The following is a 13,049-nucleotide window of genomic DNA, read 5'->3' on the forward strand; positions in this document are numbered from 1 at the left end:
CGCGGAAGGAACCCCCGATCTTGCCTGTTGCGCAGAAAAACGCCGACCTGTGGATGCCGTGTGGGGCGCCAGGAAACGGGGCGCGAAATCCCGGACAGGCGACAGCCATGCCGGACGATCAGTTACGCTCTGCCGCAACCGTCTTATCTCCGGTGGAACTGGCATAATGGTGGCGCACCTCTGCCTCGTATGGGCGGCTGACCGGCAGTTCGGTGCCGTCGCCGGTCAAGAGGCAAAGGCGGCCCTTGTCGCGTTTCAGGCTCTCCACATGCGCATCGGCGACCCAGTGGGAGCGGTGAATGCGCCGGCCGGGCGTGTTGCCGGTCTCGTTCAGCGCATCGGCAAAGCGCAGCAGAATGAGTTCGCGTCCGCGGGAGGTGACCACCTCCGTGTAATGATCCTGTACGGAAAGTCTCAGCAGGCGCCCGCGGTTCTCCGGCCTGAGGCGCGCGAGAAGGGCAGGCTGGGTCGCTGCAGGCTGCGCAATCCCGTCCTGCGGCTCGCTTTTGGACAGCTCCGGAGGGACGGCGGGATGATCCATGGCCTGCCGCGCCGGGCTGGCTTCCGCACCGGTGCCGGTCGTCAGATAGGTCAGCACACAGAAGATCAGGCAGAGCGGAACGGAGACACCCACCTGCTCGGTAAAGCCGGCAAGCGTGACCGGATCGTTGACGAAACCTGCCTGCAGCATCACGATCCAGCCCGCGATTGGCAGGGCGGCCAGCGCCGAGCCGATCATCATGCGGATCAGCCGCGAGGAGAGAAGGGGTGCCAGCAGCAGGCTGCTGGCGACGGCAAACGCCATGGCCACGCAAAAGGCGAACCCATGCAGCAGCAGCCAGAAGGCAAGGCGCGGCAGAAGCGGCATGGCCTTCAGCGTGCCGAACGGGCCGCTGATGGTGAAAACCGCAACGACCACGCCGACCGTCAGCCAATAGCGCGGCGCCAGCAGAAAGGCCTGCAATTCACGAAGCGCGGATTGCAGTTTCCCTGCATTCACGAAGCATTTCTCCCGGTTGGCGCAGATGCGCTTTCGTCCCGTTTCGTTTTGCCGAAGATCGGAGCAGAATTCAATCGAGGCTTTCCGCGAGGCATGTTTCCATGACCCTTGAACCCCTTCTGGAGGCGCCGCTGGCCATCCAGATCCATGTGGCCACCATCCTGCCGGCCGCCCTCATCGGCGCCTTCCTGCTGGTCTGGCGCGGGCGGGGCACACCGCTGCACCGTCTGCTCGGCAAGATCTGGATCGGTCTGATGCTGGTCTCGGCGCTGTCGTCCTTCTTCATTCACGAACTGAGGATGTGGCAGGGTTTCAGCCCGATCCACCTGCTGTCGATCCTCGTCGTCGTCGGCTGCCTGCGGGTGGTCTGGCTGGCGCGCCGCGGCCGCATTGCCGCGCATCGCCGGCTGGTCACGCAGATCTATGTCGGCAGCATCCTGATTGCCGGTGGCTTCACGCTGATGCCCTACCGGATCATGCATGCGGTGGTGTTTGATGGCTCAAGCCTTCCGCACTTGCTCCTGCTGGTCGTCATCCTCACACTCCCCTGGTTGCTTTTGGCCCTCGTTCAGCACAGTCTGCTGAGGCCCGCCGGCGGCCGTGCCAAACTGTTCTCCTGAATGCCGATTGCCATGATCATCGTTCACTATCTCAACAATTCCCGTGCCCACCGCATTCTCTGGCTGCTGGAGGAACTGGGGCTGCCCTATGAGGTGAAGACCTATCAGCGTGGCCCGGACATGCGCGCGCCGGCCAGCCTGAAGGCCGTCCATCCACTCGGCAAGTCGCCGGTCATTGAGGAGGATGGCCGCGTGATTGCCGAAAGCGGGGCTATCATCGAATATCTGATCGAGACGCATGGGGCGGGCAAAGATTTGCGACCGCAGCCCGGGACCGACGAGGTGATGCGCTATCGCTACTGGCTGCATTATGCGGAAGGATCGGCGATGCCGCTCCTGCTGTTGAAGCTGCTGTTCCTGCGGCTGCCCGGCCAGATGCCGTTCTTTCTGCGCCCCGTGGCAAAGATGATTGCCGGCGGTGTTCAGGCAAAGCTGGTCGATCCGCAGCTCGCCGATCATCTGGCCTTCTGGAACGCGGAGCTTTCGCGCGACGGCTGGTTCGCCGGTTCCGCCTTTTCCGCCGCCGACATTGCCATGAGCTTTCCGGTGGAGGCCGGCATGACGCGCATCGGCGGCATGGGCGAGGTCGGCGCGGTGCGCCGCTATCTTGAGGCGATCCGCGCGCGCCCGGCCTATCAGCGGGCTCTTTCGCGTGGCAGCCAATACGACTACGCGACAAGCTGACGCGGCGGGGCAGTCCTGCCGCCCCGCCGATGTTTCAGGTGATCAACGCTCGCTATCGAGATGCGCCATCTGCATTTCGGCATAGCGGGAACCGGCGGCCGCACCCTTCGGCACCACCCGTTCGATGGCCGCCAGATCCTCTGCCGTCAGGATGAGATCCAGCGCGCCGAGCGATTCGGACAGCCGGTCACGGCGACGGGCGCCGATCAGCGGCACGATGTCCTCGCCCTGTGCCGCCACCCAGGCAATCGCCACCTGGGCGACGGTCGCCTGCCGGGCTTCGGCGATCTGCCGCAGCGCCTCCACCAGCGCCAGGTTCTGCTCCAGATTGCCCTCCTGGAAGCGGGGGCTGCGGGCGCGGAAATCGGTCGCGTCCGTCGTGCGGTCCTTCTGCCAGTGCCCGCTGATCAGGCCGCGCGACAGAACGCCATAGGCGGTGATGCCGATGCCCAGGTCACGGCAGGTCGGCAGGATCTTCTCCTCGATGCCGCGGGAAAGCAGGGAATACTCGATCTGCAGGTCGCTGATCGGATGGACGCTGGCGGCGCGGCGAATGGTATCGGGGCCCATTTCCGACAGACCGATATGGCGCACATAGCCGGCCTGCACCATCTCGGCGATCGCGCCGATCGTGTCCTCGATCGGCACCGCCGGATCGAGGCGCGAGGGACGGTAGATGTCGATGTAGTCCACATTCAGCCGCTTCAGCGTATAGGCAAGCGCCGTCTTGACCGCCTGCGGGCGGGCATCGTAGCCCAGCCAGCCGCCATCCGGTCCGCGCAGCGCGCCGAATTTCACGCTGATCGACACCTTGTCGCGCAACCCATCCTTCAGCGCTTCGCCGATCAGCATCTCGTTGTGGCCCATGCCGTAGAAATCGCCGGTATCGATCAGCGTCATGCCGGCATCGATCGCGGCATGGAGGGTGGCGATGCTCTCGGCGCGGTCGCTCGGCCCATACATGTCCGACATGCCCATGCAGCCGAGACCAAGCGCGGAAACCTGCGGGCCTGTCTGTCCCAGTCGATGTGTCTTCATGGTCTGAATCCTTGGGTTGATCTCCGGTCTTGCCGGTGGTTCTCTTCTACGGCAAACAGCTTTGTGCGATAATCCGATGCATCCTGCACACCCTGTCCGGAAATTCGTACAATGACCGATCTCCCGCTCGCCGATCTCGATGTCTTTGCCGCTGTTGCTCAGCATCGAAGCTTCCGGGCTGCGGCAAAGCTGCGCAATGCCTCGGCCTCCTCGCTGTCGGATGCGGTGCGGCGGCTGGAGGCGCGGCTTGGCGTGCGCCTTTTGAATCGCACCACCCGCAGCGTGAGCCTGACCGACGCGGGCGAGCGTCTGCTTGAGCGCCTGCGTCCCGGCCTTGCCGAGATCGAGGCGGCGCTCGACGGCGTCAACGATTTCCGCGACCGGCCGGTCGGTCGCCTCAGGCTCAATGTGCCCGGCATCGTTGCCCGCGCCATCCTGCCGGATCTTGCCGCGCGCTTTCTGCTGCTTCATCCCGGCATCACGCTGGAAGTGTCCACCAATGACGCGCTGATCGACGTGATCGGCGAGGGGTTCGATGCCGGCGTTCGCTACGAGGAGGCGCTGCAGCCGGACATGATTGCCGTGCCGATCGGACCGCGCATCCAGCGTTACGTGGCTGCCGCCGCGCCAGCCTATCTTGCAGGCTGTGGCGTGCCGGTTCACCCGCAGGACCTGCTCGCGCATCGCTGCATTCTGCACCGCTTTTCCAGCGGCCGGGTGCTGTCATGGTTGTTCGAGGATGGGAACGGCCGGGAATTTTCGATCCTGCCGCCGGCCCGCATCATTGCCGAGACGTCTGAACTGGAGGTGGAACTGGCCTGTCGAGGACTGGGCGTCGTGTTTTCCTTCGAGGACTTTCTGGCGCCGGCGCTCGCGCGTGGTGATCTCGTTGCCGTGCTGCAGGACTGGTCCCCGCGATTTTCCGGACCATTTCTCTATTACAACAGCCGGCGGCACATGCCTTCGCCGCTGCGTGCCTTCGTGGAGTTCCTGCGGACCGAACAGAAGCGGAATGAGTCAGCAGACGCGAGAGAGAGTACCTGACCCATCACAGACACTGAACCATGCTGCAATTATTCTGCTGGATGGGATGCGCGACTTGCCTGCCGGATGGGCATTGGCTAGAGAAAAACAAGGCCGTTTGCCCGATTTCGGGGCAACGGCTTTTTTCGTTCTGGAGTTTTGAGCATGGCGAGCCATCCTGCTGCTGCCCTGGCCGGGCAGGCCGGTGACAATTCCTGGTCCACGCATGCGCGTGCCACCATCGGGCTTGGCGTGCCTTTCGTCGGCGCGCAACTGGCCCAGATGGCGATCAACACCACCGACGTGGTGATGATTGGCTGGCTGGGAACGACACAGCTGGCGGCCGCGGTGCTTGCCACGCAGATCTTCTTTGTCGTCTTCATCTTCGGGACCGGCTTTTCCAGCGCCGTCGTGCCGCTGATCGCCCAGGCGATCGGTCGTGGCGACCGCGCGCAGGCGCGCCGTTCCGTGCGCATGGGCATGTGGGTCGTGATTGCCTATGGCATCATCACCGCGCCGATCCTGTGGTTTTCCGAAACCTTGCTCCTGGCCCTGGGGCAGGAACCGGATATCGCGGCGCTTGCCCAGAGCTTTCTGCGCATCCTGCAATGGGGCATGTTCCCGGCCCTGCTGCTGATGGTGATGCGCTCCTTTGCCAGCGCGCTGGAGCGCGGCGGTATCGTGCTTTACGTCACGCTCGGCATGTTCAGCCTGAATGCGGTGCTCGATTACGGCCTGATCTTCGGCCATTTCGGCCTGCCGCAATGGGGGCTGCAGGGCGCAGCGATTGCCTCCTTCGGTGCCAATACGCTCGGTTTCCTGCTGATGCTGGCCTATGTCCAGAGCCGGCCCGAGATGCGCGCCTACGACCTCTTTGTCCGCTTCTGGCGGCCGGACTGGGTGGCCTTTCGCGAAATCTTCGGGCTCGGCCTGCCGATCAGCTTTACCATCCTGGCCGAAGCCGGGTTGTTTACTGCGGCTTCGCTGCTGATGGGGCTGTTCGGCAAGCAGCAACTGGCCGCGCATGGCATCGCGCTGCAACTCGCCTCGATTGCCTTCATGATTCCGTTGGGGCTGGCCCAGGTGGCAACGGTGCGGGTGGGGCTGGCGCATGGTCGCAAGGATCCACTCGGCATACGCCGCGCGGCGGTGATGGTGCTCGTTGTCGGTTTTGCCATTTCGCTGATCGGCAGCACCCTGTTTGCCGTCTTCCCGGGCGCGCTCGGCGCGCTGTTTCTCGATACGCGCCAGCCGGATGCCCAGGCGGTGCTGGCGCTGGCGGTGCCGCTGATCATCGCCGCCGGTGCCTTCCAGATGTTCGACGGCCTGCAGGCTGTGGCGGCGGGGCTGCTGCGCGGGCTGAAAGACACCAAGGTGCCGATGGTGCTGGCGCTCATCGCCTACTGGCCGATCGGCTTCTTCTGCGCCTGGCTGTTCGGCTTCGTCTTCCACCTCGGCGGCCCCGGCATCTGGGTCGGCTTCGTCACCGGCCTGATGGCCGCTTCCATCATGCTGAGCCTGCGCTTCTGGCGGCTGGTGCGGCGCGGATGAAAAAAGGCCCGCTGCAACAGCGGGCCTTCAGTTGACACGTGATCTCGCCGAATCACCCGATCAGCGTTCGGCAAGTGCCGGTTCGCCCTTCTTCTCGCGCACCATGTTGATGAAGCGGCGGAAGAGATAGTGGCTGTCCTGCGGGCCCGGCGAGGCTTCCGGGTGGTGCTGCACGGAGAAAACGGGTTTGCCGGCCAGCCGCAGGCCGCAGTTGGTGCCGTCGAACAGGGAGATGTGGGTTTCCTCGACGCCCTCGGGCAGCGACTTCGAATCGACTGCGAAGCCGTGGTTCATCGAGACGATTTCCACCTTGCCGGTCGTATGGTCCTTGACCGGGTGGTTGCCGCCGTGATGGCCCTGGTGCATCTTCTCGGTGCGCGCGCCGAGTGCCAGACCCAGCATCTGGTGGCCGAGGCAGATACCGAAGGTCGGCGTGCCCGTCTTGATGACCTCCTGAATGACCGGAACGGCATAGTCGCCGGTGGCGGCCGGGTCGCCCGGGCCGTTGGAGAGGAACACGCCATCCGGCTTCAGCGCCATGATGTCTTCCGCAGACGTGCTGGCCGGAACGACCGTGACCTTGCAGTCGAGGCCGGCAAACAGACGCAGGATGTTGCGCTTCACGCCGTAATCGACGCAGACGATATGATATTTGGCATCCTCGGGCGACAGCGTGCCATAGCCCTCGTTCCACACCCAGGGCGTTTCCGTCCATTGTGAAGACTGGCCGGAGGTGGCGTCCTTGGCGAGATCAAGGCCGACGAGGCCGCTCCAGGCGCGGGCTTCCGCCTTCAGCACCTCGATGTCGAACACGCCGTTCGGATCATGGGCGATGACTGCGTTCGGGGCGCCGTTCTCGCGGATCCAGGCGGTGAGCGCCCGGGTGTCGATACCCGACAGACCAATAATGCCGCGCGCTGCCAGCCAGTCGTTGAGATGGCGGCCTGCGCGGTAGTTCGAGGGATCGGTGATGTCGGCCTTGAAGATGACGCCGACCGCGCCGCGGCGGGCCGCCGGCGTCAGGTCCTCGATGTCTTCCTCATTGGTGCCGATATTGCCGATATGCGGGAAGGTGAAGGTCACGATCTGGCCGAGATAGGAGGGATCGGTCAGGATCTCCTCGTAACCGGTAAGCGCCGTGTTGAAGCAGACTTCTGCCGTTACCTTGCCCGTGGCGCCGATCCCGTGGCCTTCGATGACCGTTCCGTCGGCAAGGACAAGAACGGCGGTCGGCTTGCGGGTGGTCCAGGGTGCTGTCTCAGTCATGTCGGTTCGTCTCCGCCCTTTGCCCGTCCGCTTGAAGCGGCGGGATGCCGGGGCCATGTATGGTCGCAGAAAAGGAGGCGGCGAGATCGATCCCGCGCCTGTGTCCTGGTTAATTCTCGTGCAGGTGCCGGAAAATAACGGAAGCGACCCGGCGGGTCAATTGCAAGCCCTTGCGCAGGGGGAATTATCCCGCTCTGATGATCAGGGCCTTTTCGCGCCGATTGATCCGACCTGCCGGCTGGTCTAAGAGGGCGGCACAAAAGCTGATGGAAATGCGGTAGTCCGTTCGGCGGACTTTGCCCGCGGCTTTCCCAAGGAGAACAATAAAGATGATGCGCGACAAGCTTGCCAATGCGATGAAGGAAGCCATGAAGGCCAAGGAGGCCCGCCGGCTGTCCACCGTCCGTCTGATCCAGACGGCGATCAAGGATCGCGACATCGCCAATCGCGGCGTCGGCAAGGATGCTGTCAGCGATGACGACATCCTGCAGATCCTGCAGAAGATGATCAAGCAGCGCGAGGAATCGGCCAAGATCTATGACGAAGGCGGCCGCAGCGAACTCGCCGATCAGGAGCGTGAGGAAATCGCGATCATTCGTGGCTTCATGCCCGAGCAGATGAGTGACGAACAGGTTGTCGAGGCCTGCAAGGCGGTGATCGCCGAGATCGGCGCCCAGGGCCTGCGCGACATGGGCAAGTGCATCAGCCTGTTGAAGGAGCGCTATGCCGGCCAGATGGATTTCGCCCGCGCCTCCGCAATCGTGAAGGATCTCCTGAAGTAATCGGCATTCCATCTTCGGTCGAGTTTCGGGCGGCTGGCGCGGATCGCGTTTCAGCCGCCTTAGCGTTTCTGCTCGCTGACGAATGCGTGCTGACGCATGGATGCTGGGTCGGATGGGTCATGTGAGGGCGCCCCTAAAACCAAGCGAGGCAGGACTGGGGGAAGTCCTGCCTCTGACGCCTGGACATTGCACGGCATCCGGGGGGAGGATGCCAGTGCCAGGGATGCGGTATGGGGGGGCGCATCCCCGTGCGTGTCGCTTCCTGTTAGAGAGAGTGGGACGTCAGGAAGCGACGATGAACACATACGCCCGCTACGAACCCGGTTTCAAATTACAAAGACTTAATTTTTCGGGCTCGGCTGCTGCCTTAGTTTTGACGCAACGCAGCACGCTTGTTCACGGTTTTAGCCGGGACTCGCCCTGTGAATTGCGGGTGTGACGGGCGCGTGTGATGGTGTTTGCAGGCCAAGATGCCTATATGGACTGAGGTCCGTGAGGTGATGATGCGCTTTTCCAATACATTTCTCGATGAGATACGCGATCGCGTGCCGATTTCGGCCGTCATCGGCCGTCGGGTGACGTGGGATCGCAAGAAGACCAATGTCTCGCGTGGCGACTACTGGGCCTGTTGCCCCTTCCACGGGGAAAAGAGCCCGAGCTTCCATTGCGAGGATCGTAAGGGACGCTACCACTGCTTCGGCTGCGGCGTGTCCGGCGACCATTTCCGTTTCATGCAGGAAATCGAGGGGCTGAGCTTTCCGGAGGCCGTGCAGCAGCTGGCCGACATGGCGGGCGTTGCCATGCCGCAGCCGGATGTGCAGGCCGAGCGGCGCGAGAAGGAACGCGCCACGCTGCTCGACGTCATGGAAATGGCAACCCAGTTCTTTCAGGACCAGTTGCAAAGTGCAGCGGGCGCGAAGGCGCGCGCCTACCTGCGCGACCGTGGCCTGACCGGCCGTACCATCGAAACCTTCCGTCTTGGCTATGCGCCGGAAAGCCGCAATGCGCTGAAGGAGCATCTGGCGGCCAAGGGCGTGCTGAAGGAGCAGATGGAGGCCTGCGGTCTGGTGGTGCACGAGAACGTGCCCGTCTCCTACGACCGGTTTCGCGACCGCATCATGTTTCCGATTCTCTCGTCACGCGACAAGGTGATTGCCTTCGGCGGCCGCGCCATGTCGCCGGATGCCATGGCGAAATATCTGAATTCGAACGAGACGGAACTCTTCCACAAGGGCAATGTGCTCTACAACTTCTCCCGCGCGCGGCGGGCCGTGCAGGCGCAGGCGAAAAGTCGCGATGGCGAGGACGCGACGGTGATTGCCGTCGAGGGCTATATGGATGTGATCGCCCTCTATCAGGCCGGCGTCGAGAATGCGGTGGCGCCGCTCGGCACTGCGTTGACCGAAAGCCAGCTGGAACTGTTGTGGCGCATGTCGCCGCAGCCGGTGCTGTGCTTCGATGGCGACGGGGCGGGTCTGCGCGCCGCCAACCGTGCGGCCGATCTGGCGCTGCCGCACATCAAGCCCGGGCGCTCCGTCAGCTTTGCGCTTTTGCCCGATGGCAAGGATCCGGATGATCTGGTGCGCCACGAGGGACGCGCGCCCTTCGACACGGTGATGGCGCAGGCCCGGCCGCTCGCCGAGATGATCTGGATGCGCGAGGCAGCCAATGGTTCCTTCGAGACGCCGGAGAAGCGCGCGGAGCTGGAGGCGCGGCTGAAGCAGATCGTCTCCGTCATTGCCGACGAGAATGTGCGCCGCCATTACCAGCAGGATGTGCGCGAGCGCCTCAATGCCTTCTTTTCCCCGCAGCGAGGCGGACGCGAGCCGCGCGCCGGCTTTCAGGCCAACAGCCGCGGGCCGGGTGGCATGGCAGGCCGCGGGCGCGGCGGCGGGCAGGGGGCGGGCTTTGCCGGCACTGCCGGTCGCGGCAGCCTTGGCGTCTCCGATCGGTTGGCCCGTTCCGGGCTCGTGCGCGGCCATCAGGAGTTGCCGGCTCTGCGCGAGGTGGTGCTGGCGATCACCATCGTCAACCACCCGCAGCTGCTGCTTGAGGATTATGACGAGATCGCCGCGATCGATTTCGAGAATCGCGATCTTCAGCGGCTTTGGTCGGCCGTGCTGCCGGCGGCTGCCACGGCCGGCGCCAATCTCTCGCGGGAGTATCTGATTGGGCGGCTGTTTGCGGAAGGCTTCGAACCGCTGGTGACGGCGCTTGATCAGCAGGTGCGCAATGCCCGCCTGTGGACGGCAACCGAAAAGGCGGCTGCGGAAGATGCCCGCGAAGGCTACCGGCAGGCCTTGTCACTGCACAAGCGCACCAAGGCACTGCGCATTCAGAAGATGGAGTTGGAGCGGGAAATCTCGGCCGCCACCGAGGAGGGCGATGGTGATACGGTTCAGCCGCTTCTGCGGGCCTTGTCCGAAGTGCAGGATGAAATCGTGCGGATGGAAAACCAGGAGGCGATCATCGATGGCTTCGGCGTGATGTCGGGCCGCGTGAAGGGCATTGCGGCGGGCCATGGCAGCTGATCAGCCAAGGGTTGTGCCAGGATACGGGATGGAGAAGGGAAGGGCGGTCTTTCCGGTCGTTTCCGCTCTTGTCATGGCGGCGCGGCTTCCTAAATAACAGGCAGCCGACGCGACCAGGGCGTGGTGAGCCCGCGATACTCCTCTTTTTCCACGTTATATCTGCTCTTTGCCTCTGGAAAGGCTTGACGGGGAGTAAAATTGTGGGAATCACCGTTCCAGGCGGAACAGGGCGAAGTGGGACATGGCGGCTGCGAGAACGGATCTCGTGTGCCGAGGGCGAAACGATGCTTGCAGGGCCGGAACACTTTCTTGGTTAAGCGAGATTTAATGTCCAGCCAGTACGTGATTGAGTGCGATTCGGATCGCGTCCGCTCTGCAGGGTGCGGGTGCCGATCAGCAGAACGCCGCGGATGACGTCCAAGGAAAGACGAATAGATGGCAACTAAAGTCAAAGAAAACGAAGAAGCTGAAAACGAACGCGACGGCGCTACGGACGGTCCGCTTCTCGATCTTTCCGACGACGCGGTCAAGAAGATGATCAAGCTCGCCAAGAAGCGTGGCTATGTCACGATGGACGAGCTGAATGCGGTGCTGCCTTCCGAAGAAGTGACCTCCGAGCAGATCGAGGACACGATGGCCATGTTGTCCGACATGGGCATCAATGTCGTCGAGGACGAGGAAGTCGAGGAGCAGGCGGCCGAAGACGACGGCGACGACGAGGCCGAGAGCGAGGGTGGCGAACTGGCGCCTGCCGCCGGCACCGCTGTCGCGACCGCCAAGAAGAAGGAACCGACCGACCGCACGGACGACCCGGTGCGCATGTATCTGCGCGAAATGGGGTCCGTCGAGCTTTTGTCGCGCGAAGGCGAAATCGCGATTGCCAAGCGCATCGAGGCCGGCCGCGAAACGATGATCGCGGGTCTGTGTGAAAGCCCGCTGACCTTCCAGGCGCTGATCATCTGGCGCGACGAACTGAACGAAGGCACGACGCTGCTGCGCGAGATCATCGATCTCGAAACCACCTATTCCGGTCCGGAAGCCAAGGCTGCCCCGCAGTTCCAGAGCCCGGAAAAGATCGAGGCCGACCGCAAGGCGGCCGAGGAAAAGGAAAAGTCGCGCAAGCCGCGGGCGGCTGCCGGCGAGGACGACATCACCAATGTCGGTGGCGACCTGCCGCCCATGGAAGAGGAAGAGGAGGACGATGACGAATCGAGCCTGTCTCTCGCCGCCATGGAAGCGGAACTGCGCCCGCAGGTGATGGAGACGCTCGATACCATTGCCGATACCTACAAGAAGCTTCGCAAGCTGCAGGACCAGCAGGTGGAGGCGCGCCTTTCCTGCACCGGCACGCTGTCGTCCGGCCAGGAGCGCCGCTACAAGGAGCTGAAGGACCAGCTGATCACGGCGGTGAAGTCGCTGTCGCTCAATCAGAACCGTATCGACAGCCTTGTCGAGCAGCTCTACGACATCAACAAGCGCCTCGTGCAGAACGAGGGTCGCCTGCTGCGTCTCGCCGAATCCTATGGCGTGAAGCGCGACAGCTTCCTGGAGCAGTATCAGGGCGCCGAGCTTGATCCGCACTGGATGAAGTCGATCTCCAACCTCGCAGCCCGCGGCTGGAAGGAATTTGCGCGCGCCGAGAACCAGACGATTCGCGACATCCGCCAGGAGATCCAGAATCTCGCAACGGAAACCGGCATTTCGGTCACCGAGTTCCGCCGCATCGTGCACATGGTGCAGAAGGGCGAGCGCGAGGCGCGCATCGCCAAGAAGGAAATGGTTGAGGCCAACCTGCGTCTCGTCATCTCGATCGCCAAGAAGTACACCAACCGCGGCCTGCAGTTCCTCGACCTCATCCAGGAAGGCAATATCGGCCTGATGAAGGCGGTCGACAAGTTCGAGTATCGCCGCGGCTACAAGTTCTCGACCTATGCCACCTGGTGGATCCGGCAGGCGATCACCCGCTCGATCGCCGACCAGGCCCGCACGATCCGCATTCCGGTGCACATGATCGAGACGATCAACAAGATCGTCCGCACCTCGCGCCAGATGCTGCACGAAATCGGCCGCGAGCCGACGCCGGAAGAGCTGGCCGAAAAGCTGGCCATGCCGCTCGAAAAGGTGCGCAAGGTCCTGAAGATCGCCAAGGAACCGATCTCGCTCGAAACGCCGGTCGGCGACGAGGAAGACAGCCACCTCGGCGATTTCATCGAGGACAAGAACGCGCTTCTGCCGATCGACGCCGCCATTCAGGCGAACTTGCGCGAAACGACCACCCGCGTGCTTGCCTCGCTGACGCCGCGTGAAGAACGTGTTCTGCGCATGCGCTTTGGCATCGGCATGAACACGGACCACACGCTGGAGGAAGTCGGCCAGCAGTTTTCCGTTACGCGCGAACGTATCCGCCAGATCGAGGCGAAGGCGCTCAGAAAGCTGAAGCATCCGAGCCGCAGCCGCAAGCTGCGCAGCTTCCTGGATAGCTGAGGCGATCAGGCATCGAAGACAATCAGAACCCGGCGGAAGCAGTTCCGCCGGGTTTTTTGTTTAGGGGCAG

11 protein-coding genes are annotated in these 13,049 nt (G+C 63.4%); 8 read left to right on the plus strand and 3 right to left on the minus strand.

The genetic code is table 11. The annotated features are described in order from the left end of the window. Positions 1 to 118: 118 nt before the first annotated feature. Positions 119 to 1,000 carry a LytTR family DNA-binding domain-containing protein gene (locus F3H95_RS08100; RefSeq protein WP_149745507.1) on the minus strand — a complete coding sequence of 294 codons (882 nt, stop codon included), beginning with the start codon at positions 998 to 1,000 and terminating at the stop codon, positions 119 to 121. A 101-nt stretch (positions 1,001 to 1,101) separates the two neighbouring features. On the opposite strand from F3H95_RS08100, the gene F3H95_RS08105 reads away from it, so the two are divergent. Further along, entirely contained in the window at positions 1,102 to 1,620 is a 519-nt protein-coding gene (locus F3H95_RS08105; protein WP_149745508.1) for a DUF2306 domain-containing protein, read from the plus strand. A gap of 12 nt (positions 1,621 to 1,632) precedes the next feature. Beyond that, entirely contained in the window at positions 1,633 to 2,304 is a 672-nt protein-coding gene (locus F3H95_RS08110) for a glutathione S-transferase (protein WP_149745509.1), read from the plus strand. Positions 2,305 to 2,346: 42 nt separating this feature from the next. On the opposite strand, the gene F3H95_RS08115 is transcribed toward F3H95_RS08110, so the two are convergent. Then, positions 2,347 to 3,342: an aldo/keto reductase gene (locus F3H95_RS08115; RefSeq protein WP_149745510.1), complete on the minus strand. Its 996-nt coding sequence runs from the start codon at positions 3,340 to 3,342 to the stop codon at positions 2,347 to 2,349. Positions 3,343 to 3,453: 111 nt separating this feature from the next. Here F3H95_RS08115 and F3H95_RS08120 point away from each other — a divergent pair, with 111 nt between their 5' ends. Continuing rightward, a complete protein-coding gene (locus tag F3H95_RS08120) occupies positions 3,454 to 4,386 on the plus strand; it encodes a LysR substrate-binding domain-containing protein (protein ID WP_149745511.1) in 933 nt (310 codons plus the stop codon). Positions 4,387 to 4,530: 144 nt separating this feature from the next. After that, positions 4,531 to 5,916 (plus strand): MATE family efflux transporter, encoded by a 1,386-nt coding sequence (locus tag F3H95_RS08125; protein WP_149745512.1) that lies wholly within the window; start codon positions 4,531 to 4,533, stop codon positions 5,914 to 5,916. A gap of 60 nt (positions 5,917 to 5,976) precedes the next feature. Here F3H95_RS08125 and carA read toward each other — a convergent pair whose 3' ends face one another. Beyond that, entirely contained in the window at positions 5,977 to 7,182 is a 1,206-nt protein-coding gene (gene carA, locus F3H95_RS08130) for a glutamine-hydrolyzing carbamoyl-phosphate synthase small subunit (RefSeq protein ID WP_143125766.1), read from the minus strand. Positions 7,183 to 7,237: 55 nt separating this feature from the next. Here carA and F3H95_RS08135 point away from each other — a divergent pair, with 55 nt between their 5' ends. The 4 genes from F3H95_RS08135 to rpoD all read left to right on the plus strand — a co-directional run bounded on the left by F3H95_RS08135 (position 7,238) and on the right by rpoD (position 12,979). Next, positions 7,238 to 7,429 carry a hypothetical protein gene (locus F3H95_RS08135; protein WP_143125765.1) on the plus strand — a complete coding sequence of 64 codons (192 nt, stop codon included), beginning with the start codon at positions 7,238 to 7,240 and terminating at the stop codon, positions 7,427 to 7,429. 85 nt (positions 7,430 to 7,514) lie between these two features. Next, positions 7,515 to 7,964, plus strand: a complete 450-nt coding sequence (locus F3H95_RS08140) for a GatB/YqeY domain-containing protein (RefSeq protein ID WP_185969856.1) — start codon at positions 7,515 to 7,517, stop codon at positions 7,962 to 7,964. Positions 7,965 to 8,467: 503 nt separating this feature from the next. Next, positions 8,468 to 10,495, plus strand: a complete 2,028-nt coding sequence (dnaG, locus tag F3H95_RS08145; protein WP_149745632.1) for a DNA primase — start codon at positions 8,468 to 8,470, stop codon at positions 10,493 to 10,495. 435 nt (positions 10,496 to 10,930) lie between these two features. Further along, positions 10,931 to 12,979, plus strand: a complete 2,049-nt coding sequence (gene rpoD / locus F3H95_RS08150) for an RNA polymerase sigma factor RpoD (RefSeq protein WP_143125763.1) — start codon at positions 10,931 to 10,933, stop codon at positions 12,977 to 12,979. The last annotated feature ends 70 nt before the right edge of the window (positions 12,980 to 13,049 follow it).

Source organism: Rhizobium sp. RU35A, from assembly GCF_900156005.1.
GTDB classification, from domain to species: Bacteria; Pseudomonadota; Alphaproteobacteria; order Rhizobiales; family Rhizobiaceae; genus Neorhizobium; species Neorhizobium straminoryzae.

Coding starts and splice junctions, on each gene's coding strand:
- F3H95_RS08105 (WP_149745508.1), top strand. CDS start 1,102: ATGACCCTTGAACCCCTTCTGGAGGCGCCGCTGGCCATCCAGATCCAT.
- F3H95_RS08110 (WP_149745509.1), top strand. CDS start 1,633: ATGATCATCGTTCACTATCTCAACAATTCCCGTGCCCACCGCATTCTC.
- F3H95_RS08115 (WP_149745510.1), bottom strand. CDS start 3,342: ATGAAGACACATCGACTGGGACAGACAGGCCCGCAGGTTTCCGCGCTT.
- F3H95_RS08120 (WP_149745511.1), top strand. CDS start 3,454: ATGACCGATCTCCCGCTCGCCGATCTCGATGTCTTTGCCGCTGTTGCT.
- F3H95_RS08125 (WP_149745512.1), top strand. CDS start 4,531: ATGGCGAGCCATCCTGCTGCTGCCCTGGCCGGGCAGGCCGGTGACAAT.
- carA (WP_143125766.1), bottom strand. CDS start 7,182: ATGACTGAGACAGCACCCTGGACCACCCGCAAGCCGACCGCCGTTCTT.
- F3H95_RS08135 (WP_143125765.1), top strand. CDS start 7,238: ATGTATGGTCGCAGAAAAGGAGGCGGCGAGATCGATCCCGCGCCTGTG.
- F3H95_RS08140 (WP_185969856.1), top strand. CDS start 7,515: ATGCGCGACAAGCTTGCCAATGCGATGAAGGAAGCCATGAAGGCCAAG.
- dnaG (WP_149745632.1), top strand. CDS start 8,468: ATGCGCTTTTCCAATACATTTCTCGATGAGATACGCGATCGCGTGCCG.
- rpoD (WP_143125763.1), top strand. CDS start 10,931: ATGGCAACTAAAGTCAAAGAAAACGAAGAAGCTGAAAACGAACGCGAC.